The 23251-nt window shown below is 53.4% G+C and carries 20 protein-coding genes; 13 read left to right on the forward strand and 7 right to left on the reverse strand.

Annotated features, from left to right (window positions below):
• Positions 1-45 precede the first annotated feature (45 nt).
• Together glgA and glgB are read right to left on the reverse strand one after the other, a co-directional pair.
• Complete coding sequence (gene glgA / locus ACN0RL_RS05405) at positions 46-1497, reverse strand: glycogen synthase GlgA (RefSeq protein ID WP_417514482.1); 1452 nt, start codon at positions 1495-1497, stop codon at positions 46-48.
• Positions 1494-3407 carry a 1,4-alpha-glucan branching protein GlgB gene (glgB, locus tag ACN0RL_RS05410; RefSeq protein WP_417514484.1) on the reverse strand — a complete coding sequence of 638 codons (1914 nt, stop codon included), beginning with the start codon at positions 3405-3407 and terminating at the stop codon, positions 1494-1496. The genes glgA and glgB overlap by 4 nt, the downstream gene beginning before the upstream one ends.
• 191 nt (positions 3408-3598) lie before the next feature.
• Here glgB and glgC point away from each other — a divergent pair, with 191 nt between their 5' ends.
• The 5 genes from glgC (at position 3599) to glgP (ending at position 11115) form a co-directional block, all read left to right on the forward strand.
• The gene (gene glgC / locus ACN0RL_RS05415; RefSeq protein ID WP_417514486.1) at positions 3599-4864 is read left to right on the forward strand and encodes a glucose-1-phosphate adenylyltransferase; all 1266 of its coding nucleotides are present in this window, start codon (positions 3599-3601) and stop codon (positions 4862-4864) included.
• Entirely contained in the window at positions 4854-6593 is a 1740-nt protein-coding gene (locus ACN0RL_RS05420) for a glycoside hydrolase (protein WP_417514488.1), read from the forward strand. The genes glgC and ACN0RL_RS05420 overlap by 11 nt, the downstream gene beginning before the upstream one ends.
• Positions 6590-8077: a 4-alpha-glucanotransferase gene (malQ, locus tag ACN0RL_RS05425; protein WP_417514490.1), complete on the forward strand. Its 1488-nt coding sequence runs from the start codon at positions 6590-6592 to the stop codon at positions 8075-8077. Before ACN0RL_RS05420 ends, malQ begins: the two co-directional genes overlap by 4 nt.
• Positions 8078-8181: 104 nt before the next feature.
• Positions 8182-8538: a PilZ domain-containing protein gene (locus tag ACN0RL_RS05430; RefSeq protein ID WP_417514492.1), complete on the forward strand. Its 357-nt coding sequence runs from the start codon at positions 8182-8184 to the stop codon at positions 8536-8538.
• A gap of 36 nt (positions 8539-8574) precedes the next feature.
• Positions 8575-11115 (forward strand): alpha-glucan family phosphorylase, encoded by a 2541-nt coding sequence (gene glgP, locus ACN0RL_RS05435; RefSeq protein ID WP_417514494.1) that lies wholly within the window; start codon positions 8575-8577, stop codon positions 11113-11115.
• 23 nt (positions 11116-11138) lie between these two features.
• Here the strand turns inward: glgP and ACN0RL_RS05440 are convergent, their stop codons facing one another.
• Complete coding sequence (locus ACN0RL_RS05440) at positions 11139-12551, reverse strand: TrkH family potassium uptake protein (protein WP_417514732.1); 1413 nt, start codon at positions 12549-12551, stop codon at positions 11139-11141.
• Positions 12552-12799: 248 nt separating this feature from the next.
• Between ACN0RL_RS05440 and ACN0RL_RS05445 the strand changes: the two genes are divergently transcribed.
• Positions 12800-13375 (forward strand): ACP phosphodiesterase, encoded by a 576-nt coding sequence (locus ACN0RL_RS05445; RefSeq protein WP_417514496.1) that lies wholly within the window; start codon positions 12800-12802, stop codon positions 13373-13375.
• A complete protein-coding gene (locus tag ACN0RL_RS05450; protein ID WP_417514498.1) occupies positions 13372-13989 on the forward strand; it encodes an ATP-dependent zinc protease in 618 nt (205 codons plus the stop codon). The genes ACN0RL_RS05445 and ACN0RL_RS05450 overlap by 4 nt, the downstream gene beginning before the upstream one ends.
• A gap of 21 nt (positions 13990-14010) precedes the next feature.
• Here the strand turns inward: ACN0RL_RS05450 and ACN0RL_RS05455 are convergent, their stop codons facing one another.
• Complete coding sequence (locus tag ACN0RL_RS05455; RefSeq protein WP_417514500.1) at positions 14011-14820, reverse strand: alpha/beta fold hydrolase; 810 nt, start codon at positions 14818-14820, stop codon at positions 14011-14013.
• 64 nt (positions 14821-14884) lie between these two features.
• Here ACN0RL_RS05455 and ACN0RL_RS05460 point away from each other — a divergent pair, with 64 nt between their 5' ends.
• Positions 14885-15583 carry a LysE family translocator gene (locus ACN0RL_RS05460; RefSeq protein WP_417514502.1) on the forward strand — a complete coding sequence of 233 codons (699 nt, stop codon included), beginning with the start codon at positions 14885-14887 and terminating at the stop codon, positions 15581-15583.
• A gap of 173 nt (positions 15584-15756) precedes the next feature.
• Here ACN0RL_RS05460 and ACN0RL_RS05465 read toward each other — a convergent pair whose 3' ends face one another.
• Complete coding sequence (locus ACN0RL_RS05465) at positions 15757-16170, reverse strand: hypothetical protein (protein ID WP_417514504.1); 414 nt, start codon at positions 16168-16170, stop codon at positions 15757-15759.
• A gap of 263 nt (positions 16171-16433) precedes the next feature.
• On the opposite strand from ACN0RL_RS05465, the gene ACN0RL_RS05470 reads away from it, so the two are divergent.
• The 3 genes from ACN0RL_RS05470 (at position 16434) to ACN0RL_RS05480 (ending at position 18996) form a co-directional block, all read left to right on the forward strand.
• Entirely contained in the window at positions 16434-16829 is a 396-nt protein-coding gene (locus ACN0RL_RS05470) for an ABC transporter permease (protein WP_417514734.1), read from the forward strand.
• Positions 16830-17039: 210 nt separating this feature from the next.
• Positions 17040-18065 carry an SGNH/GDSL hydrolase family protein gene (locus ACN0RL_RS05475; protein ID WP_417514506.1) on the forward strand — a complete coding sequence of 342 codons (1026 nt, stop codon included), beginning with the start codon at positions 17040-17042 and terminating at the stop codon, positions 18063-18065.
• Between the two features lie 169 nt (positions 18066-18234).
• The gene (locus ACN0RL_RS05480) at positions 18235-18996 is read left to right on the forward strand and encodes a hypothetical protein (RefSeq protein ID WP_417514508.1); all 762 of its coding nucleotides are present in this window, start codon (positions 18235-18237) and stop codon (positions 18994-18996) included.
• A gap of 46 nt (positions 18997-19042) precedes the next feature.
• On the opposite strand, the gene ACN0RL_RS05485 is transcribed toward ACN0RL_RS05480, so the two are convergent.
• Together ACN0RL_RS05485 and ACN0RL_RS05490 are read right to left on the reverse strand one after the other, a co-directional pair.
• Positions 19043-19258 carry a hypothetical protein gene (locus tag ACN0RL_RS05485; protein WP_417514510.1) on the reverse strand — a complete coding sequence of 72 codons (216 nt, stop codon included), beginning with the start codon at positions 19256-19258 and terminating at the stop codon, positions 19043-19045.
• A gap of 54 nt (positions 19259-19312) precedes the next feature.
• Positions 19313-19708 carry a hypothetical protein gene (locus tag ACN0RL_RS05490; protein ID WP_417514512.1) on the reverse strand — a complete coding sequence of 132 codons (396 nt, stop codon included), beginning with the start codon at positions 19706-19708 and terminating at the stop codon, positions 19313-19315.
• A gap of 219 nt (positions 19709-19927) precedes the next feature.
• On the opposite strand from ACN0RL_RS05490, the gene ACN0RL_RS05495 reads away from it, so the two are divergent.
• On the forward strand, positions 19928-20581 hold the full coding sequence (locus ACN0RL_RS05495) for an ABC transporter ATP-binding protein (RefSeq protein ID WP_417514736.1): 654 nt from the start codon (positions 19928-19930) through the stop codon (positions 20579-20581).
• The gene (locus ACN0RL_RS05500; RefSeq protein WP_417514514.1) at positions 20571-23153 is read left to right on the forward strand and encodes an ABC transporter permease; all 2583 of its coding nucleotides are present in this window, start codon (positions 20571-20573) and stop codon (positions 23151-23153) included. The genes ACN0RL_RS05495 and ACN0RL_RS05500 overlap by 11 nt, the downstream gene beginning before the upstream one ends.
• Positions 23154-23251: the final 98 nt, after the last annotated feature.

Consider the following 23251-nt stretch of genomic DNA (forward strand, 5'->3'; position numbering starts at 1 on the left):
ACCTCGCATAAGTTAGCCTCTCAAAGAATCTGTGTATTACAGCCGTTACTGCCGGGCTTCTGCCAGAACCTGCTGATAGAGATCGCCATAGCTTTTGGCTCTCAGTCGCCAGGAATATTCGCCAGACATGGCATTGTGCTGCATACGCCGCCAGGCTCTCTGGTTGTCACGATATTCGAGGGCTCTCTCAATGGCGCTCAGAAACGATCTGGCCGTTGGCTCCTGAAAAGAGAAGCCGTTTGCCTCATCAAGCCCCACATCAGAAGGATCGAAAACCGTATTTTTCAGGCCGCCAACTGAATGCACAACCGGCAGAGTGCCATAGCGCAGGCTGTACATCTGGTTCAGGCCGCAAGGCTCGAATCGCGATGGCATCACAAACAGATCACAACCTGCGGTAATGCGATGCGACAACACCTCGTCGTAACCCAGAGTCAGAGATACCTGATCTGGCCACTGTTGCGCCAGAGCTTTCAAAGGCTCTTCGTAGCGGGTTTCACCAGAACCCAGGAGGGCAAACTGACAGCCCAGCTTCAGAAGTGATGGCATGCCGGCAACTAACCAGTCCAGCCCTTTTTGCTCCACCATGCGCCCGATAAAACCCAGCAGAGGTGCATTACCCGGAGCAAGACCCAGTTGCTCCTGCAGTCGCGCCTTACAAAGTAGTTTGTTTTCAAGAGAATCGCGGCTGTAGTGAAAGTCCTGACAGGGATCGTCTTCCGGGTTCCAGACTCGCGTATCAATGCCGTTAAGAATGCCAGACAACCGGTCGCGTCGGTGCTGCAGCAATCCATCCAGCCCATAGCCGTATTCCGGTGTCTGAATCTCGCGGGCGTAGCCCGGGCTTACCGTGGTGATTCTGTCAGCGAATACCAGCCCACCTTTGATGAACGACAACTGGCCGTGAAACTCAAGCTCGTGCATATTCCACAGCGAGTCAGGCAAAGCCAGAGCGCGGAATATCTCCTGTGGAAACAGGCCCTGATAGGCAAGATTGTGAATGGTAAATACCGTACCCGGGCGCCTTTGATGGCGCTCGAGAAAAACCGGAATCAGCCCGGTTTGCCAATCATTACAGTGCACGATATCCGGCGTCCAATGAATACCTGCCTGGCCGAGAGCAATCTGTGCTGCAACCCGGCAAAACAGCTCGTAACGCTGGGCATTGTCCCACCAGTCTTCACCCTTGCTGTTCTGATAGGGGTTCCCAGGGCGATCAAACAGAGCAGGGCAGTCAACCAGCCATAAAGTGACGGCGCTGCCGGGCAGCCGGGTTTGCCAGATGCTCACACCGTATTCACCAACCTGAATACTGGCTTTTTTAAGTGCGTGTTCACTGCGTGCAGCTTCCATAGCTGCAGGATATCCAGGCAGAAGAATATGCACATCGTACTCGAGGCGACAAAGGGCCTCAGGAAGACTCGCCGACACATCCGCAAGCCCTCCGGTTTTGACCAGCGGATAAACTTCACTGGTTGCGAAAAGCACCCGGATCAAGATTTTGCTCCTTCTGCCGCCGGCTCCACCACCTGCCTCAGCACAATAGCTCCCAGAGGAGGCAGCGTCAGCTCAATCGACCAGCCACGCCCCATCCACGGTTGGTCTGACGCCTGAACCGGAAAAGGGTTTCCAAGATTGCTGCCTCCGTAGTACTCGGAATCTGAATTGAAGATCTCGTTCCAGACCCCGCCGGAGGGCATTCCGATCCGGTAATGGTGGCGAGGCATGGGGGTAAAGCTCACCACGATAACCGTGGTCTCGCCCCCGGCTTTGCGCACGAAACTGATCACCGACTGGGGCGAGTCATGGCAATCAATCCACTCAAAACCATCGGGGTTATGGCTTTGTCCGTGGAGGGAGATTTCGTTGCGATACAGACCGTTCAGGTCCTGAACCAGGCGCTTCAGCCCCTGATGCTCTGGATATTGCAGCAGACTCCAGTCGAGCTCCCGCGATTCACTCCATTCGCGGCGCTGGCCAAACTCACCACCCATAAACAGAAGCTTTGCTCCCGGATACATGAACAGGTACGTAAAAAGCAGCCGAAGCGAGGCTCGCTGTTGCCATTCATCGCCTGGCATTTTGTTGATCAGGCTGCCTTTGCCATGCACGACTTCATCATGAGAGAGCGGCAGCAGGAAGTTCTCGGAAAAGGCATAGATCAGCCCGAACGTGAGCTTATCGTGATGGTACTGGCGGTAGACAGGGTCCTGCTGCAGATAATCCAGCGTGTCGTGCATCCAACCCATGTTCCACTTCAGGTTAAATCCGAGTCCGCCGGTTTCCGGTGGTCGCGTTACACCTGGCCAGGATGTGGACTCTTCAGCGCAGATCAGGGTTCCTGGAAACCGGCTCTGGCAAACCTGGTTCAGCTCCCGCAGAAAATCGATCGCCTCAAGATTTTCGTGACCGCCGTAAGCGTTTGGTACCCACTCACCATCCTTGCGAGAGTAATTGAGGTAAAGCATTGAGGCTACTGCGTCTACGCGCAGCCCGTCGATATGAAAATCATCGAGCCAGAAAAGGGCACTGCCAATGAGGAAGTTCTTTACCTCGTTGCGCCCGTAGTTGTAAATCAGGGTACCCCAATCCTGATGGCGGCCTTTGCGAGGATCTTCGTGCTCGTAAAGCGCTGTTCCGTCGAAGAGGGCGAGTGCATGATCATCGGTCGGGAAGTGGCCCGGTACCCAATCGAGGATCACACCTATGCTGTTGCGGTGGCAGAGATCAATCAGATAACGCAAATCATCGGGCTGGCCGAACCTGCTGGTGGGCGCAAAGTATCCCGTGGTCTGGTAACCCCAGGATTCATCCAGCGGATGCTCCGTTATCGGCAATAACTCAATGTGCGTAAAGCCCATTTCCCGTACATAAGGAACAAGTTGATCCGCAAACTCCCGATAGGTCAGCCACCGGCCGGAACCATGGTGACGCCAGGATGCAATATGAACTTCGTAAATCGAGATCGGCGAATGCTGCCAGTTCCAATGCGCTCGAAGTGAAAGCCAGCCACCATCGCTCCATGCGTAATTCTCAGGTTGTGTAACGACGGATGCAGTGGAGGGCCGCAACTCAAACGCACGGCCATAAGGGTCGGTTTTCAGTAGCTTTTGGCCTGATGCGCTGGAAATGGAAAACTTATAGAGAGCGCCAACTTTAATGTCCGGAACAAAAAGTGACCAAACTCCGGTGCCTTCGTGGAGCTCCATCGGGTGAAAGCCCGCTTGCCAGTTATTGAAATCCCCCACCAGATCCACAGCTTCAGCGTTCGGGGCCCAGACTGCGAAGCCAACGCCGTAACGATCACCGTACTGGCACGGGTGAGCTCCCATTACATTGTAAATATGCCAATGCCGGCCTTCCGAGAAGCTCTGGAGGTCAGAGTTGCTGAGGGTGGGGCTTTGCATAACAACCAGGGCTCCGTCTGGGAGAGGCTCTTTTAAGGAGCCTTATAAAAAGCCCGCAGGCTTGTGCAAAATTTGACTTATAACTTGCTGACCTTCAACTACAATCATCAGAGTAGTCAAAATTGTCCGGGAATTCTTGGAATTCCGCTGCACACTGATAAAACAAACTTGCAGATTTCAGGGTAGCAACCATGCAAACGGCCAAACGCTATGTCAGTCGTCTGACCCGACACACCCTCGCCCTGGTTCTCGCCGGTGGCCGTGGCTCCCGCCTTTATGATCTGACCAAGTGGCGGGCAAAGCCCGCGGTTCCTTTTGGTGGCAAATTCAGGATCATTGATTTTCCCCTTTCCAATTGCATCAATTCGGGAATTGGTCAGGTAGGAGTCATCACACAGTACAAATCCCATTCGCTGATGCGTCATATTCAACGGGGCTGGGGATTTATGCGCAGTGAGCTGGATGAGTTTGTGGAGCTGCTGCCGGCCCAGCAGCGGATTGAGACATCCTGGTATGAAGGTACGGCTGACGCGGTTTTGCAAAACCTCGATATCATCCGCGGCCACCATCCCGAATATGTGCTGATTCTTGCCGGCGATCATGTCTACAAAATGGATTATGGCACCATGCTTGCCGCACATGTTGAAAGCGGTGCAGATATAACCGTTGGCTGTATCGAGGTGCCGATTGACGAGGCATCGGCGTTCGGGGTGATGTCTGTTGACGATGAACTGCGCATCACAGAATTTATCGAGAAACCCGAACACCCGAGGTCGATGCCGGATAACCCGGGCAAAGCGCTCGCTTCCATGGGCATCTACGTGTTCAGCGCCCAGATTCTGTTTGATGAGCTGGCAGCCGACCACGAACTGGATGGCAGTTCGTCCCACGATTTCGGCAAAGACATCATTCCGTCAGTTATCAAACGCCTCCGGGTTACAGCCTTTCCGTTCCGGGACCCCATTCAGAACAAGCCTGCCTACTGGCGCGACGTGGGAACCATTGATTCGCTATGGCAAGCCAATCTTGAGCTGATCGGTGTTAGCCCGGAACTCAACCTTTATGACGCAAACTGGCCGATCTGGACTTACCAGGAGCAATTACCCCCGGCAAAATTTGTTTTTGATGACGATAATCGCAGGGGTATGGCGGTGGATTCAATGGTGGCAGGCGGCTCTATTATATCCGGATCTATGGTCCGTCATTCTTCTATTTTTTCGAAAGTTATCGTGCACTCTTATAGTGAAATCTCACATGCAGTCATCTTTCCGGATGTGGAGATTGGCCGCCACTGCCATATTCAGAATGCGGTGATTGATCGGGGTTGCCGAATTCCGGACAACAGCCGGATCGGCTTTGATGAAGCAGAAGACCGCCGCCGTTTTCATGTATCACCCAAAGGTGTTGTTCTGGTGACTCCCGAAATGCTCGGGCAGGATTATCCACATGGCCTCTGATACCAGAACGCCCGTCGTTCTATGCTGGCATATGCACCAACCCTGCTACCAGGATCTGGATACCGGTGAGTTTTTGTTCCCCTGGGTGTATTTGCACAGCATCAAGGATTACGGCGACATGGCGGCCCATATCGAAAACCAACCCGACGCCAGGGCTGTTGTAAACTTTGCGCCGACATTGCTCGAACAGATCGAGACTTACCTGCTGCAGATTGAGCAATGGCGATACGGGAAAGGAGCAATTGGTGACCCGTTACTGGCCGCACTGGTATCCGGTTCATTACCCGAAGCCGGGACGCCAGCGTTTAATGATCTTATCGAGAAATGCCTGAAAGCTAACCCGGAGCGAATCATTCAGCGCTATCCCGCATTCGCCAGGCTGGCAGAGCTGGCAAGCCTCTATCGTAAAAAAGTCGAGCTACAAGGCTACATGTCGGAGGCCTTTCTCGCCGATCTGCTGGTCTGGTATCACCTTGGCTGGATGGGTGAAACCGTCCGCCTTGAAAATCAGTGCGTACAGAGCCTCCAGGTAAAAGGGCAAAAATTTACTCTGGAAGACCGCAGAGCGTTACTGAATGTTATCTTCGAAGAGCTTGCCAGCATTGGGCCGAGGTACCGGAAGCTCGCTCTTAACGGCCAGGTTGAGCTCGCCGTGAGCCCATACAGCCACGCTATGATTCCCTTACTTCTGGATCAGGAATCGGCCCGGGAGGCTTTGCCAGATATCACTTTGCCAGAGCACTCCCGATACCCCGGCGGCGAGGAAAGGGTTGACTGGCAGCTCCAGCAAGCAAGAATCGTATTCCAGCGCTTCTTTGATATTGAGCCCGTCGGATGCTGGGCTTCAGAAGGAGGGGTGAGCCAGAGAACTCTGGGTGTTCTTGAGCAACATGGTTTTCGCTGGACCGCCACGGGAGACTCGGTTCTTCACAACAGCCTCAAGCACGCAGCAAGCAATTCGCCAGAAACGAGGCAGCTTGCAGATCGTGGCACCCACCAGCCGTATACCTTCGGGGACTCCGACGTTACCGTTTTTTTCCGGGATGACGCACTGTCAGATCTGATTGGTTTTACCTACTCGGACTGGCATGCGAAAGACGCAGTGGGGGATCTGGTTCATCACATGGAGAATATCGCCCGTTCCGGTAAACCGGATACGGTTATTTCCATCATCATGGACGGAGAAAACGCCTGGGAATATTATCCCGAGAACGGCTTTCATTTCCTCAGCGAGCTTTATCGTGTTTTGGCAAATCATCCGCAGCTTGAACTCACTACCTATCAGAAGCAGATAGAGGCACCGCTTACCAAGCCCGAAAATCTTCCATACCTGGTTGCTGGAAGCTGGATCTACGGTACGTTTTCAACCTGGATTGGCGATCCGGCCAAGAACTGTGCCTGGGATCTCCTTTGCGAGGCAAAAATCCACTTCGACCAGGCAATGGCCGAGGGGAAACTTGGTGCAGAGCAGGCAGAAATCGCCCGTAAGCAGCTGGCTGTTTGCGAGGGGTCTGACTGGTTCTGGTGGTTCGGGGATTACAATCCGAAGCAGGTTGTCCGGGATTTTGAGGATCTCTACCGCCGACACCTGGTAAATCTTTACGAATTCATTGGTTGTCCGGTTCCGGCCTCGGTCTTTCTGCCACTCAATCAGAATAGCCGAGTGAATGATCAACATGTCGAACGAAGTACCATGCGGCGAGGGCATGAGAAGGACGGAGCTTCATGACGCCAATGGTTATGGAGGATCTGTTCAGTACACGGCGGGCCGGCGTTTTGTTGCACCCCACGTGCCTCGGTAGCAAGTGGGGTGTACTCGGCTCAAGCGCCCGGCATTTTCTCGATTTCCTCGCCGACAGTGGCATCAGCGTATGGCAAACATTGCCAATAGGCCCGACCCATGGAGACCTGTCTCCGTACCAGTCTCTGAGTGCCCACGCAGGAAACACCTATTTTATCGATCTCGCAGAACTGATTCCGGCCGGCCTGATCAATGCTGATGAGCTCTCTGGCCGCGGTTACAAGAAAGCACGAGAGCAAATACTCAGTATTGCCAGCCAAAGGTTTTTTGATCTGCAAGACAATGAGGTCGATTTCAGCCATGCCGGCTACTTGCAATTCTGCCAGGCAAACGAGCACTGGCTTGAAGATTTTTCGCTATTTTGCGCCATTCGGGAAGCCCATGCGGGATCCCGGTGGTTTGAGTGGCCGCAAGCGCTTCGGGACAGAAACCCTCAGTCATTACAGGATTTTATCGGAGTACATTCAGAAACACTTCGTCGGATACGGTTTGAGCAGTACCTCTTTCACTACCAGTGGCACCAAATCAGACAGTACGCCCGTGAGCGAAACATATTGCTGTTTGGTGACATACCCATTTTTGTTGCCCTCGACAGCGCAGATGTCTGGGCAAACCGCAATCTGTTCAAACTCGACAAGGAGGGCAAACCGACCGTGGTTGCCGGTGTGCCGCCAGACTATTTTTGCTCGGAAGGACAGCACTGGGGAAACCCACTCTACGACTGGGACGTCATGTCAGAGAACGGGTTTCAGTGGTGGCTGGAGAGACTGAACAGCCAACGCCAACTGTTTGATCTGATTCGCATTGATCATTTCCGGGGACTGCAGGCCTACTGGGAAATTCCCGCAGACCAACCGGAACCCCGGAACGGCTATTGGGTACCAGGCCCTGCAGACAGCTTTCTGGAGGCCTGCTTCAATCGTTTCCCCGGCTTACCACTGGTTGCGGAAAACCTGGGTGTTATAGGCGATGACGTCGAACAGTTGAGGCAACGCTTTGATATGCCGGGTATGACGGTTATGCAGTTCGGATTTGATGGCAACGCTGACAATCCCCACCTGCTGCGCAATCATCTGCCCCATAATCTGGTGTATACCGGTACCCATGATAACGACACAACTCTTGGCTGGTACCAGAGCCTGGATGAACATACCCGCCATAACGTGAATGAAAACCTTAACGGGTATGGTGATGATATGCCCTGGCCGGTTATCCGGGCAGTCTTTGATTCAGCCAGCGTGCTGGCAGTGGTTCCGATGCAGGATCTTCTGGCCCTGGGAACTGACGCCCGATTCAATACCCCTGGCACCATCATCAACAACTGGGTTTGGCGGCTGGATCAAAATATGTGTTCGCCAGAGCTGGCTAGCAGGATTCGGGGCCTGCTCGAGCATTACAACCGCCTTACTTGACGCGCTGTTCATTTTTTGACCACAATCAACTTATCGCGTCAGGCAGTCATGGATACTGAAAGAAGAACTACCCGTAAAGGCCGTTTTGGACTCAAGGGGGATACATGGAACATCGACTCAGTAAACGCATACCAGGCAAGATCAAGCTTCTGATTTACAGAAAGGGGATACCCGTTGCGACCGGGCAAATCTGTGATGCTTCAAAGCGCGGACTATTCATCAACACTGACTATCTGGACGTTCAACTGAACCAGATGCTGGAAATCGAAATACAGTTTCCAGGTGACTCAGAGAAAAAATTTATCCGCCTCAAAGCTTATGTTGTGCGCAAGATTGACAAGGGGTTAGGGCTGGATTTTGGCGAAACAAACAGCGATGCTTTCGCTATATCCAAACTCATCCAATGGTTAGATAAGCATCAGATGTCCAGCTATTATTCTCCTGCTCTCAAGCAGGGTTAACAACATCGCTTTTTCATCTCACACGGGGCCGGCTCAGTGACTTTGGCAGCCTATACATCACGGTCGTTACCAGAGTCTCTGGCCGGTCTGTTTTCACTGGCACTGGATCTGCGCTGGAGCTGGCATCACGGCGGTGATGTGCTTTGGCGAGCCCTCGACGCAGAAATCTGGGACAGCACGCGCAATGCCTGGCTGGTACTGAACAGTGTTTCCGGCGAACGCATGGAAGAACTCGCCAAAGATCCCGCATTTCTCAGGCACTACCAGCAACAGGTCAAGGCTCACGATGAATTTACTCTGGCCGAAACCTGGTACTCGAACGATTGTTCCGGGAATCTTGAGCGTGGCATTGCCTACTTCTGTATGGAATACGGGCTCAGTGAATGCCTGCCGCTATACAGTGGGGGGCTGGGTGTTCTTGCGGGTGATTTTCTCAAAGCATCCAGTGATCTGGGCGTACCCGTTACTGCCGTTGGTCTGCTTTATCAGCAAGGCTACTTTCGTCAGGCTATAGATACGAAAGGCGATCAGCTCGAATTCTATCCCTACAACGATCCGACCATGCTCCCGGTTTCACCGCTAAGAGACGAGGATGGGCAGTGGCAGCGAGTAACCGTGCCGTTTCCCGGCCGGGATATTCGGCTGCGAGCCTGGAAAGCTCAGGTCGGACGCTGCCAGCTGCTTTTGCTGGACAGCAACGACCCTCTTAACGAACCCGGAGATCGCGGTATCACGAGCGAGCTGTACAGTGGGGACCCGGAAAAGCGGTTACAACAGGAAATGGTTCTTGGCATCGGGGGTTGGCGACTGCTCCGGCAGATGGACATTCAACCGGCCATTTGCCACCTGAACGAAGGCCACTGCGCACTTGCCCTGATTGAGCGTGCACTAAGCTGGCAAGCGGATCACCAGACCGATTTTGATACAGCTCGCATGGCCAACCGGCCAACGAATCTGTTTACCACACATACATCCGTAGCAGCAGGATTCGATGTGTTTCCTGAATCTCTGATAGAGCTGTATGTAGAACCCTGGCTGAGAAGCAGTGAGCTGACCCCTGAACATTTGTTGGCTTTGGGTAGCTCCAATGATGCAAGTTCTGAAACTACCGCCGCCGGTTCGCTGAATATGGCCTGGCTGGCCTTGAATATGAGTGGCCGGGTAAACGGTGTCAGTAAAATTCACCGGAAAGTAACGCAAGCAATCTTTCAGCCATTTTTTCCGCGCTGGCCCGCTGAAGATATACCTGCAGGATACGTAACGAATGGCGTGCATACCCCCAGCTGGGATTCTCCGGAGTCCGATACAATCTGGACTCAGGCGTGCGGCAAAGACAGGTGGCGGCGTTCGCTTCTGAAAACCTGTCCGATGGCCGATACATTGGACCAGGACCTCTGGAACATGCGCCTCGCGCAGCGCTCTCGGCTCATCCAGTATCTTCGGAAGCGCCTGGCCAGCCAGCATTGTGAGCACGATACTGCAGATGCGTCCGGAAAAGGGCAGGCCGCCGCCTGTGGCTTGCTTCTGGACAGCGAAACACTGACTCTTGGTTTTGCGCGTCGTTTCACTGAATACAAACGGCCTGATTTGCTCCTGAAGGACGAACAACGCCTGATACGCCTGCTCAACAACCGCGACCGACCTTTGCAGATTGTTCTTGCGGGTAAAGCGCACCCCTATGATCGCTATGGCAAGCAACTGATCAAACTCTGGAAAAAGTTTTCACGGCGGCCGGAAGTTCAGGGCAAAGTTGTTTTTGTTGAGGATTACGATCTGGGCGTGGCCAGCCAGCTGGTTCAGGGCGTAGATGTCTGGCTGAATTGCCCCAGACACCCCTGGGAAGCCTGCGGTACCAGCGGCATGAAAGTACTCGTAAATGGCGGTCTCAACCTGTCGCAACATGATGGATGGTGGGCTGAGGCCTGGACTGATGAATTGGGCTGGGCTATCCGCCCCGGAGCTTCATTTGACGAACTCGAAAACTCCGACAAGCACGATGATGACGATGCGCGGGAGCTCTATGAAATTCTGGAACAACAGGTAATACCGGAGTTCTACCAGGTAGACGAGGATGGACTACCCAGGAAATGGCTGAACCGAATTCGAATGAGCATGGATAAATTAACGGCGCAGTATTCGGCCAACAGGATGGTGCGGGAATACATAGACGCTTTCTATTTACCAATGATCGAGCTGGGGCGTCAGCGCGACCCGAAAACCGCAGCTGAAATCGTGAGGGAATACCGCGAAATAGACAGCCACTGGCCAAAGTTGCGTTTCAGTGCCGTAAACGTTCAGGAGGCAGATGGCACGCAAAGATTTACCGTGGATGCCTACCTGGATGGTATTCCCGAGCCACGTATTGCAGTTGAATTAGTGGCGGAAGCTTCGGAATATGGCCCCCGGAGCGTTACCGTAATGGACATGAAATACGCACTGAGCGGATCCAGCCACGGCTTTGTATACGAATGCATCGTGCCAGCCAGGCCGGAAGGTCACTACACGCCTCGTCTTCGCCTGAAAGACGAACGCCTCACTCTACCGATGGAAAACCAGGCAGTTCTCTGGCTGAAGTGACGCCATGAGCGGCTTGCTCTGCCTCAGCTACGCCAGAACGCCGGTGATAGAACAATTACCACGCTCAAAATCTCCAGCCGCCCCATGAGCATGCCGACAGCCAGAACCCACTTGGCGGCATCGGGCAGGGGGCCGAAGTTGCCCGCAGGGCCGATAATATCGCCCAACCCGGGCCCGACGTTCGTCAACGCTGTCAGCGCCCCGGACAAAGATGTTACGAAATCAAGCTGCATAGCGGCCAGCGATACGGTGATCAGCAACAGACACAACAGGAATATGAAGGTGTAGGCGATCATCGACGCGATAATATCGTCACTGACAGCGCGGCCGTTGTAGTTGCGGGTCAGCACCGCCCGGGGGTGCAATAAACGGATCATCTGCTCGCGGAGCACGATCAGTGACAACTGAAAACGGAAAATTTTCATTCCCCCTGAGGTGGAACCTGAACACCCACCGATGAACATCAGGAAGAAAAACAGCACAAAAGCCAGAGGCCCCCAGGCCGAATAGTCCTCTGACGCATAGCCGGTCGTTGTAACCACAGATGTGACATTAAACAGCGTTGCAACGTAATTGTGCAGGGGATCAAAAGGCACCGGAGAAACAGACCACCGGTAAAGCGTGAGAAGCGCAGGCACCACAAGCAATATAGTCAGGAACAATCTGACCTGCTGATCCCTGAAGAGCACCCCACGCTGGCCGTGTAGCTCCCTTACGAACAGGAAGAACGGCAAGCTGCCGATCATCATGAAGAATGAAGCTTCCATCAGGATCAGATCGTTGAACTTGCCCATGCTCAGATCTGATGTGGAGAAGCCACCCGTGGCGATGCTGGTCAAGCCGTGGTTGAACGCATCGAAGAGCGTCATGCCTGAAAACCAGTAGGTCACCACAGCAATGATTGAAAAACCAAGATAGACGAAAAGCAGTCCGCGGCTCAGTGTTTTCATTCTCGGAAGCGCTTTATCCGTCCATTCCGACGATTCTGTGGCGAACAACCGCATTCCGCCCACACGGAGAAACGGCAGCACGGCTACGAACATGCCGATAATCCCGATCCCGCCTATCCACTGCAAAATAGAGCGCCAAAGAAGCAGATCCTTATCCATGGTATCCAGACCACTGAACACCGTCGCACCGGTTGTGGTTATACCGGAGGCACCCTCAAAAAATGCGTCTGCTGCAGAAATGCCATGGCCGCTAAGATAAAAAGGAAGTGAAGAGAGCAGGGCGATAATGAACCAGGAGGATACCGTAAGCACGAACATATAACGTGGTTTCAGGTCCCGGGGTTGCCTGTACGTGGATGCAATACCCAACATACCGATGCCGAAGACAATGGCAGCTGATTCCACAAATGACGCTGCGTTCGGCGCGCCTGAGCCGAGCAACAAAAATACCGGCAGCGTCATGAATATGCTCAACAGCACAAACATAAGGCTGACAATAAAAACAACAGGATAGAGGTTTCGCAATGGATGCCCGAATCAGCTGAACCGAGAGATGCGTCAGAATACCTGCGGTGGACCTCATCCGCAAGGAAACCGGGGGCCTGAGGTTTTATGAACCCAGCATTAAAACACCGTCAGTTATGGCCTGATAAAGCCTTTCGATATGGAAAAACAACGCAGTTTGATGCAGTCTCGTTAGTGACTATCAACATGAGCAACCCGGGAATCGAACGTTGAACCATCTTGCCCATCTTTTTCTTGCCCCGGACTCGCCCGAAGCGCGGGTGGGCAGCCTGCTGGGGGACTTCACCCGGGGCGTCGATCTCACGGCGCTTCCGCACACCGTAAGACTTGGCGTTCGTCACCATCTGGCGGTGGACAGTTTTACCGACAAACATCCCGATGTGCTTGCAAGCAAACGGCTTTTTTCCGGACAGCGACGCAAATTTGCGGGGGTGGCTCTGGATGTTCTGTACGACCATTTTCTTCTGCGCCACTGGAGCGAGTTTACCGATGCCGACCAGAACACCTTCATTAGAGACGTCTATACCGAACTACAAGCCAACGAAGACCTGATGACGCCAGATATGAGCAGGGCAACCCGACACATGGTTTCGCACGACTGGTTCGGGTCCTACCGCAGTCTCGACAACATTGGATATGCCCTCGACAGAGTCGCAGCCCGCATCCGGTTCCAGAATTCCTTTGCAGGAATCATTAACGAGATACGACCGCTGCATTCTGAACTTGAAGATCATTTTTTATCATTTTTCCCTGATTTACAGGAATTTGCAGGAGGAATTGAATGAAGTTTCTGATCCCTTTTTCACTGGCTACGGCACTGATTATCCCGGCAGCAGCGCTGGCAGAAGCCGCGCCCAAAAGTGAGGCTTCAGTACCCGAGACCCTCGGTTTTGTCGAGTGGGTTGTCATGAACGATACGGGCCTAAGGCTTAAAGCACGACTGGATACCGGCGCAAAAACCTCATCTCTGCATGCCGTTAACGTCGAAGAGTTCAAGAAGGATGACCAGAAGTGGGTTAAATTCCAGATTCCCCTGGCAGATCACAAGGATCAGCCTGCGGAAGGCGACATCGACCATGAAGAAATCATTCTCGAGCTTGAACGACCGGTTGAACGCACCGTCCTCATAAAGCGTAAAGGCGCGCCGTCGCAGAGACGCTATGTGGTAATGATGGATTTCTGCATTTCCGGCACCAGTCACGAAACCCAATTTTCATTGACCGATCGCGGCAACTTTTCCTATCCGGTACTGCTCGGGCGTCGCTTCATGAGGGATGACAACATATTGATCGACTCCGCGGACAGCTTTATCGCTGCCAAGGAATGCGAGTACATGAGCCTGGAAGAACTGGTTGAGGAGCATCAGGCCAAAATCGTCAAAGCTTCGGGTCTAAACTAGCCGAGACACTTGCCGCCCTGATCAACAGGGCTTGAGCTGCGCCTCAATAAAATTACTCACCAGGCGCACAACAACATCCGGTTTTTCCCTGTGCGGAACATGCCCGCATTCGTTGAGCATCTCCAAAACACAGGGGCCAGCCGGCAGTGAGGTGTAGAGTTCGGGGTGGGCTGCAGAGCCAAATTCGTCGTCCTCACCATGAATGGCCAACACAGGGCAGGTCACTCTGGACAAGGTTTCGTTCAGAGTCCAGTGCTGGAAGTTGTCTGATAGCCAGGTGCCCGTCCAGGCACGCAGAACCCAGTCGGCTTTTTCACCGTGGTATTTTTTAAGTCGATCTATCTGGCCGTCTTGCGCGAAAACCTGCTTTGCATCACGAATACCCTGAACCGTAAGGTCCTCAACAAACGCCTGGGCCGCTTCTGTTATAAGGGCAACGCAGTTATCCGGGAAGGTTGCGGCGCAAACTGCAGCCATAGCTCCGCCAACGCTGTGCCCAAAGGCGATAAAGTTTTTTATGCCCAATTCATTGCGTATGGCCGTAAACGGACCGGTTGCTTCATTAATGATGAAGTCAGATTCCAGAACGTCTGTGCGGAGGTAGGAGCGTCCGAACCCGGGTCGGTCATAGGCAATAACCTGGCGACCGAGGGCGATCGCTAATTGTTCAGGAAAATCACGCCAGAGCTCAACACTTCCAAGCGAGTCGTGAAAGAGCACCACAGGCACAGTAGTCGGGGAACTGGAAACTGCGGCAGGCGTCCAGCTCTTCACATAGAGCTCACCGGCAGAGGTCGAAACGTAGCGTTCGTTCGCTGATATTGAAGGCATTGTTTTTTCATTCCTGTCAGAGCGAATTCGGATCAGGGAGCAAGATAGTCCAGGACTGACTGGGATGGAAGGTTTGGATGAATTACCATGGAATCCGCTGAACCTGCCCTTACCAATTTATGAGTGCACTGACGTGTCGTTTTTGAACCTATCTCTGTTGTCAGCGTTTATCCCGACCTTTTTTGTAGTCTCGATCACGCCCGGTATGTGTATGACGCTGTCGCTGTCGCTCGGTATCACGATCGGTGTGCGGCGGGCCGTGTGGATGATGGCGGGGGAGTTGATGGGCGTGGCAATCGTTGCCACCGCCTCCGCAATAGGTGTTGCAACGTTTATGCTGCGTTACCCGGCGGCATTTGAACTGTTCAAATATGCCGGCGGCGCTTACCTGATCTGGCTGGGCGCTCAGATGTGGCGCTCCCGAGGCAAGATGGCCATGCCCGATGATAACTCGGCACCCAATACTGCATCGCGTTGGCAGTTGGCGGCCCAGGGATTTATTACCGCAATCGCCAACCCGAAAGGCTGGGCGTTTTTCGTTGTATTGCTGCCGCCGTTTATAGACAGTTCTTTGCCTTTTGCGCCACAACTGGGCGCACTGGTCATTATCATTCTAACGCTGGAGTTTATGTGCCTACAGATATACGCCCATGGCGGCAAAACGCTGAGCCGTGCGTTGAGAAAAGGCGGCAGTGTTCGGCTGGCTAACCGGATATCCGGCACTTTGATGATGCTGGTGGGCGTCTGGCTTGCGCTGGGCTAGTTTTGCCTGAAGTCGATTTAAGCCGGTAAATTCTGGAAAGAATTCAATAAGCATTCCACAATCAACGGTGATGCCGAGCAAATTTTCAATCTGCTTGGTCGCTGGCAGGAATAAAAATGCGCCCGGAAAACCTGCCATCATCGTCGGTCCTCCGGACGGGACAGAAACCCGGATTACATAATAGGGTGGTGTCGCCCTTCATAAACCTTGACGCGGTCAATTTCAAAACCGTCGAACTTCCTCATGTAGGTGTCTTCATCCACCTTTTCAAACACGCTACAACCGCCGCGGTGTCCATAACCTATATTAACGCAGAACTCTCCCTCTTTTACTTCCCAGGTTCCAAGGTATTGTGTATATCCAGAGGTTTGTTCCGCTCGTTTGTCCTGTCCATAGATTTTTCCATCCTCCGAAAAGTACTCGTAAAACGTGTGCCGATTCTTGCCTGCTTCCTGGTAATCCGCTTGCAATGTATTGCCTACAAGCAGATCACTAATTTGTTTGCCATCGAGAACTTCCTGCCCGAGTGCAACGGTGGAGGTAGAAAACAGGAGCGCCAATGCGCTGGTAGTAAGGATTCGTTTCATTTTTGTTCCTCAAAAGTGGACCCGCAAACTGCAGTATAGGTTATCTGTCCAGCTTTGCCATGCAGGTGCCGGGGAAATCGGGGCGCGGTGAAGTAGCGCAGGGCCGGTACGACCAGCCATGCGCCCACGCGGTGGTGCGCTGACGTTCTGCAAGCTTGCTCGCTGGTGTTGGAGGCCCTGAGAATTAGTATGGGAGAAAGGGGATCGCGTTACTGAGGGGGCAGCTTCTGGCCCGACTAAACAACGAGTTACTCGAAGCACAACTGGCCGAAGCAGAAGCAACTCTACTCGCACAACCACACGGAAGCCGGGGCGCGCTGTATCTCGGTATTGCGTTATTTCTGCTATCAGCAGTGGGAGTGGGTTTGATGATCTCATCCATTGCAATAACCCAGCAGCAGGCGGTGCTGGGTGCTTTATTATTTCTAGTGCCTGCGGTTATCCTCTCTGGCTTTTCTACGCCGATTGCCAATATGCCAGAGGTGGTGCAATGGTTGACCTACCTTGATCCACTTCGCTATTTCCTGGTGATTGTCCGTGGGGTCACACTGGAAGGTAATAGTTATGAGCTGCTGATGAACCAGTATTGGCCAATGGCAATCATTGGTGTGGTGACGCTGGCCCTGGCCGGGTGGTTGTTCCGGCATCGGATGTATTAACCGGCACCAGTCCAGATGTGTGGGATAAGCCCAAACTGTCGAAAGATTTTACAGATCAAACGATTGCAAACGTGTTTTAAGCCCAGATTATTCCGCAACGCGTTGACAATCATAACGAGTATTATGACCGGCCCTTTTTTTGCAGGAAAGAATCGGTAAATCTTGATAAAACGCAAAACAAAAATATAAAAATCTCAAAGGTGAATAACGATGAAGTGTAAAAAATTAGGCACCTCTCTTATTTTGTCCACCTCTCTGGCCTTAGCGAGCTTTTCGGCTAGCGCCATTCCATTCAACGATATTTATGTTTTCGGCGATAGCCTCTCTGATACCGGAAATACCCGAAGCCAGGTACCTCTCGGTTCTACAGGGCCCGTCGCTACCTTAGCTGGCTACGGCCCAAATGGCCGGTTCAGTAATGGCCCGGTCTGGCATGAGTACCTGGCCGATTCCCTTGGTTTGTCACGGGCAACAAACTCTACAGCAGGGGGTAATAATTTTGCGTATGGAGGCGCCCGTGTGGACAACACAGGTGGCGTATCAGCGGGGCTGCTCACACAAAATACCCAGTACTTCGATCGCCAGAGTGGCGCTGGCTCCGATCCTGATGCTCTATTTATAGCCTGGGCCGGCGGGAATGATATGCGAGATCTGGTCGGTAGTGCTGATCCGCTTGCTGCTATAAATTTGCAGCTGGATTCCTGGTTCGGGATGCTAAACGGCTTGTTGAATAGCGGAGTAACGACGCTGTTGGTACCGAACCTGCCCGACCTCGGTAGTATTCCGGAGTTCCGCGCCGGCCCTGACGGCCTGTCAGGTACAGAGGTGTCAACAGTCTGGAATCTGGGGTTAAAACAGGGTCTCGATGAACTCAATGAAACCACGAACGCCGATATTTTCTATTTTGATGTATTTGGCCTGTTTAACGACCTGCTAACACAACCGGGCGCGTTTGGTTTCACAAACACGACTGACGAATGTCGATCGGTGAGTGGCTTCCTCATATTTGTGTCAGAGCGGAGCTGTTCCAGCCCTGAAGATTATGTTTTCTGGGATGAAATCCATCCGACCACCGCCGCCCACAGCTATTTGGGGCAAAAGGCATTTGATTTGCTGGCAAGCGGTAATGCTCTTGTAAAAGTGTCTGAGCCCATGACTGTATCCCTGTTACTGTTGGGGCTTATCACTCTCTGGGGGCGCCGCTCGCTGGTCCACTCCAAATTGACAGCGGTTTGAGCAATGCGGGCGGCCAACATTCTGGTTGGCCGCTCGTTACTGATTGCCACAGGTGTGACCCTGTTGTTTCTTGGTTCAGGTGCTTTCAATGCATACGTATTCAGGGCTCGAACATTGGCTAAATACCATTGCGAGCATAGTTCTACTTTGTTTTCTGGCGGAGCCAGTCATGGCTGAGCCGCTAACACGGCTAACAGTAGAACAGGTAGACGGGGCGCAGCGCATAAGAACAGTAATGGTTATAGATGAGGCTTCTGTCGCGTTCTTGGCTGATTCGGGTAGGCTGAATTCTTTTTATAACTCGGAAACCGGGGATCTCTGGTTACTGGATCATGAGCGCCAACTAGCCCAAAAAATTAATCGTGAGGAAGTCCAGATTTTTGCGGACAGGCTTGCTAATGAAGTAGCAAAGTTCGAAGCCAGTATTGCGTCATTGCCGGAAGACGAAAAAGTCCTCGCTATGAAACGCTTTGAACAATTGTTTGAACGAGCCAATCAGAGGGCAGCCGGACAAGTGGATAGATTTGTGCCACAAGACCGGGCAGGGGAGTTTGCCGGAATTCCTTGCCAGTGGCATGACATGATCGAACATCAAAACAGTGGTGATAAGTTGGTGGGCATTGCGTGTCTGGCGGAAACCCATATCGTTGCTCAGGGGCAGGCGTTGGCTTCATTTTTTTCTGATCTTGCCGCATTTTCCAAAATTGTAAAAGATGCTGACACAGGGCCAATTGAATTCCCGGTTATCGGGAACCTGCTGGCGCTTCCATCAGGACCTGGAATGATGGCGATAAAGATCAGTAACAGCCCGGATTTTTCGAACCTCAGGGCGGATATGGAAGTCATATCCGCTTCTACTGAATCCCATTCCTCTGTTCAGCATCTTATTCCCAAAGGCTACCGTAAGCTGCGATTCAGCGAGTCGCTCTGAACAATAAACCCGCCTGACCTGTTGCGCTGACTATCCCCCCCTGAACTTAAAGGCTCTCGATATGGGTAACGATTCTTTTGCGCAGCGCCTGATCCGGTAGCGCTCCCATGACCCCGCCCATGTTGTCGATCATATGACGGGCTTTACTGGTAGCTGGCGTGGCGGTGGTAACTACCGGATGAGAGAGAACAAACTTCAGAAAGAACTGGGCCCAGGATTGAGCGTCGAATTCTGCAGCCCAACCCGGTAACTCCAACCGCAATCAGACCAAAAACCTCTTGCCCTGCTCGAAAGAAAAGCGGTCGGCCATCAGGGCTCAGAATACCATCGTTACAAACAGGTTGAACACGCTGAACCAAATGTAAAACACCTGCCCAGTGGTTATCCCGATAACATCCGGCGTCATGGTCATCAGGCTGTAGAACACCAACAGGCTGGCACTAAAAAACAAGTAAGTGACAGAGATGAAAAGGCGTCGCCGTAGCCTGCTGACCAGCCAGCCAAATACCGGGTTGACGGCCAGGGTCACTACTGCTGTACCAATGAACAGCCAGCGCACGGTATCAATACCGCCTTGAATACCCAGCGATTCCCTGGCAGGCCGCAACACCATCAATGCGGTCAGTACGCAGAAGAAATAGAGCATCGCCAGAAATATGGACAGGATCTCGTGCTGGCGCAAGTTGAACAAGCTTTGGAACGGGTGACGCATTGAAAGGTGCCTTCATCTAAATCCGATGTAGTTCATAAAAACGGAGCATGCCTTGCCACACTTATTCGAATCAGGTACTCGTGTGCATTTAACTCGATGGATTGCCCGTCACCTATACAGTGATCTGGCAAATAGCGTAGAGCGTAATTTCCTTATATCCCAGATGCTTATATCAAGCTTTTCAACCAGAAAGGTGCCTTAGTGTCCACCAGCGTCCAAATGAATGATATTCACCTCACTTATCCGACAGAGTCAGGTAGCGTTGCTGTGCTTAAAAACGCCTCCCTCAAGATTCCGCCCGGCGAGACTCTGGCGATTACTGGCCCTTCGGGCAGCGGGAAAACCTCGTTACTTTTGTTGCTGTCTGGCCTTCAACGTCCGACTCATGGCGAGATTCTGGTTGGAAACCAAAGCCTCGGAGACATGGATTCCAATACCCTGGCTGACTGGCGCAGTGAACACCTTGGCATCATCTTCCAGTCGTTTCATCTGCTACCAGGCCTGACTGCGCTTGGTAACGTCAGCCTGCCACTTGAAATTGCAGGACAGGAGCATGCCCGAGAACGAGCTGTTTCCATGTTGGAAGCCGTTGGCCTGAGCCACAGGCTAAAGCATTATCCGGGTCAGCTTTCTGGCGGCGAGCAGCAGCGTGTCGCTATTGCCAGGGCGCTCGTTCACCAACCAAGCCTGCTACTGGGCGATGAACCGACAGGCAACCTGGACCACAAAACCGGCGAGAAAGTGCTTTCCCTGTTGTTCGATCTCCATAAAGAAAGCAAGTCCACACTGGTTTTGGTGACCCACGACGAGCGTGTCGCTGAGCTTTGCCAGCATCGGGTCAGGATGGATAATGGGCGTCTTTATGAAGCGTAAAACCTCCACCAAGCCTCGATCGACAAAACCTCTATGGATGCTCAAATTCGCGATCACTGATCTTCGATCACGGATCTCCGCGCTCAAAGTTTTTCTCGCGTGTCTCATTCTTGGCGTCACTCTGGTGGCCGCCACGGCCAGCCTCTACCGAGTAATCGAACAGAGTCTGCTGGCAGATACTCGCGCGCTGCTGGGTGGAGATGTCGAGATCGATGCCAGTGAGCCGTTGCCAGATGACGTACTCGAGTGGGTTCGCGCCACAGGCCAGCTCTCGCTTGTTCGCGAACTGGACACCATTGTCAGCGGGGAAAGCGGAGAGGACTTCTTCAGAGCCAAGATCCTGATTCCTGACGCTGCCTATCCACTCTATGGCGAACTCCAGCTCGCGCCGAACCGACCACGTACGGAGCTCACTGCGCAGAAAGACGATCTTTGGGGTGCTGTCATCGATCCCTTGCTTGCTGAGCGTCTGGGCCAGTCCATTGGCGATCAGATTCAGATCGGCGCCGCGACCTTTCGCATCAGCGGCCTTATTCAGGCGCAGCCGGATCGTAACCTGAACGCAAACTGGCGCGGCCTGCCGATCATGATCTCAGAACAAGCCGTGGAGGCTACGGAACTTATCCGACCGGGAAGCCGCGTCGATTTCGAATACCGGGTGCAGACTGACCGCGATCTGAACGTTTGGCTGGACGAATTCGAACAGGCTTTCCCGGAATCAAGGTGGGACACCACCACCTTTGCGGAACGCAGCGCACGCATCTCGGAGCGGCTTGACCAGATTGCAACGGCGCTCATCCTGATCGCTTTCACCACACTATTCATTGGCGGCCTGGGCGTTGCCAACAGCATACATGCTTACCTGGACGAAAAACTGGGTTCCATTGCCACGTTGCAGACACTGGGCTTACGGCGCAAACCGCTGGTATCTATTTACCTGTTGCAGATCGGCCTGCTGGGCAGCCTGGCTGGCATTATTGGCGGTGGAACTGGATTGGCGCTTTCCGCTGCAGCTATATCTTTGGCCGGCGACGCCTTTGCGCTGTCTGGGCCTGGCGGATCAAGCAACTGGCTGTCACTGTGGCTGGTTCCATTGTTGCTGAGCTGGCTGTTTGCGGTGCTGACCGCCTATGTCTTCGCGTTGCCCGCGCTGGCGCGAGCGCTCGCAGCTCCGCCGGCCGGGCTTTTTCGGGGCCAGGTTCGTGCGGCCAGTCACGAGCCTCGCACATGGCGGATAGCCAGTTATCTGTTATTGGCTGTCTACATCGGTGCCACGCTGTTCTGGTTACCTTCCCCACAACTGGGGTTCCTGTTCCTGCTGGCGGTGATCGTACTCTGGGGTTTGCTTGAGGGCATAGTCGAGGGGTTGCGGCATGGTGCCAAAGCACTTGAGAACAGCGGCTTTGCCGATCGCAAGTTTGCCCGACGGTTGGCGCTGGCCAATCTCCACAGACCGGATTCTCCATTACGGGCGACACTGCTTTCGCTGGGCACAGCACTGACCCTTGTGGTGGCTTGCACCCTGATGGTAACCACGCTTATGCGCGCGCTGGAAACCACCATACCGGCCGAGTCACCGGCGCTGATTTTGTACGATGTTTTTCCTGACCAGATAGAGTCACTCGAGTCCGGTCTTTTGTCGCTTGATGCGACCAGCAGGGCAGAGCTCTTGCCTTTGGTACGTGCCCGCATGGCAGCGATCAACTCAGAGCAGATTGCAGACGTTTTCGCAGACAATGCGCAAACCAGACGCGAGGCAATGGGGGATGAATACAAGCTCACTTATCTTTCGGGAAATCCTGAAGGCCTTGAGCTGCTGGAAGGCAACTGGTGGTCGTCACCAGCTCCGGCGGGCAAGCCCGCGTTCATGGCCATGGAGGACAGAGAAGCCAACCAACTCGGGCTGGGTGTGGGGGACCGGGTAGAGTTCACGACCCAGGATCAGATAATGCTTTTTGAAATCAGGGCCATATACCGACAGAAAGGGCTTCAGACACGGTTCTGGTTCGAAGGTATTGTTCAGGACGGCGCGCTGGACGGGTTGATCAACCGTTACGTCGGTGCGGTCTATCAGAGCGATCCCTCTGCAAAAGCGTCGCAGCAATGGCTGGCCAGAAATATTCCGAATGTGATCACGCTGCGCACGGCCGACTGGCTGGAGACAGCCGGCGACCTGCTCAACAAGGCGGGCGCCGGCCTTGCAGCTATTGCTGCAGTCAGCCTTATGGCAAGCCTTCTTGTGCTGTCGAGCGTCGTGAGTGTCAGCCGCAGGCGACAACTTTACGAGGCCAACCTGCTGCATTGCCTCGGCGCCAGGCACCAGGCCATTCGGCAATCCATGCTACTTGAAACCGGTTTATTGACGGTGCTCGCTACGATCTTCGCGACGGCACTGGGGTCGCTGATCGCTCTGCCACTCGCTGACGTGGCGCTGAAACTGCCGGCAGGGGACTTGTGGTGGTTAGGCGCCTTGGTCGCGGGTACGGTCAGCTCACTTGCTTTGTTGGGTGGGCTGTTGCCCACACTGAGAGCGATGCGGCTTGATCCAGCGCTTTTACTGAGAGATGGCTAAGTGAGTGAAGCTACGCAATCAGTGGTAGTATCCTATTCTGAAATTTTACACTGCACGCCATTATCAATGGCGTGCAGTGGCTGCCCACTCCAACAGGA

It is taken from the genome of Marinobacter sp., assembly GCF_048259445.1.
Classification (GTDB): domain Bacteria; phylum Pseudomonadota; class Gammaproteobacteria; order Pseudomonadales; family Oleiphilaceae; genus Marinobacter.

Bases quoted from the DNA above. Each gene is read 5' to 3' on its own strand.
- glgB (WP_417514484.1), bottom strand. From the start codon at position 3,407: ATGCAAAGCCCCACCCTCAGCAACTCTGACCTCCAGAGCTTCTCGGAA.
- glgC (WP_417514486.1), top strand. From the start codon at position 3,599: ATGCAAACGGCCAAACGCTATGTCAGTCGTCTGACCCGACACACCCTC.
- ACN0RL_RS05420 (WP_417514488.1), top strand. From the start codon at position 4,854: ATGGCCTCTGATACCAGAACGCCCGTCGTTCTATGCTGGCATATGCAC.
- malQ (WP_417514490.1), top strand. From the start codon at position 6,590: ATGACGCCAATGGTTATGGAGGATCTGTTCAGTACACGGCGGGCCGGC.
- ACN0RL_RS05430 (WP_417514492.1), top strand. From the start codon at position 8,182: ATGGAACATCGACTCAGTAAACGCATACCAGGCAAGATCAAGCTTCTG.
- ACN0RL_RS05440 (WP_417514732.1), bottom strand. From the start codon at position 12,551: ATGTTTGTGCTGTTGAGCATATTCATGACGCTGCCGGTATTTTTGTTG.
- ACN0RL_RS05450 (WP_417514498.1), top strand. From the start codon at position 13,372: ATGAAGTTTCTGATCCCTTTTTCACTGGCTACGGCACTGATTATCCCG.
- ACN0RL_RS05455 (WP_417514500.1), bottom strand. From the start codon at position 14,820: ATGCCTTCAATATCAGCGAACGAACGCTACGTTTCGACCTCTGCCGGT.
- ACN0RL_RS05460 (WP_417514502.1), top strand. From the start codon at position 14,885: ATGGAAGGTTTGGATGAATTACCATGGAATCCGCTGAACCTGCCCTTA.
- ACN0RL_RS05465 (WP_417514504.1), bottom strand. From the start codon at position 16,170: ATGAAACGAATCCTTACTACCAGCGCATTGGCGCTCCTGTTTTCTACC.
- ACN0RL_RS05475 (WP_417514506.1), top strand. From the start codon at position 17,040: ATGAAGTGTAAAAAATTAGGCACCTCTCTTATTTTGTCCACCTCTCTG.
- ACN0RL_RS05480 (WP_417514508.1), top strand. From the start codon at position 18,235: ATGGCTGAGCCGCTAACACGGCTAACAGTAGAACAGGTAGACGGGGCG.
- ACN0RL_RS05490 (WP_417514512.1), bottom strand. From the start codon at position 19,708: ATGCGTCACCCGTTCCAAAGCTTGTTCAACTTGCGCCAGCACGAGATC.
- ACN0RL_RS05495 (WP_417514736.1), top strand. From the start codon at position 19,928: ATGAATGATATTCACCTCACTTATCCGACAGAGTCAGGTAGCGTTGCT.
- ACN0RL_RS05500 (WP_417514514.1), top strand. From the start codon at position 20,571: ATGAAGCGTAAAACCTCCACCAAGCCTCGATCGACAAAACCTCTATGG.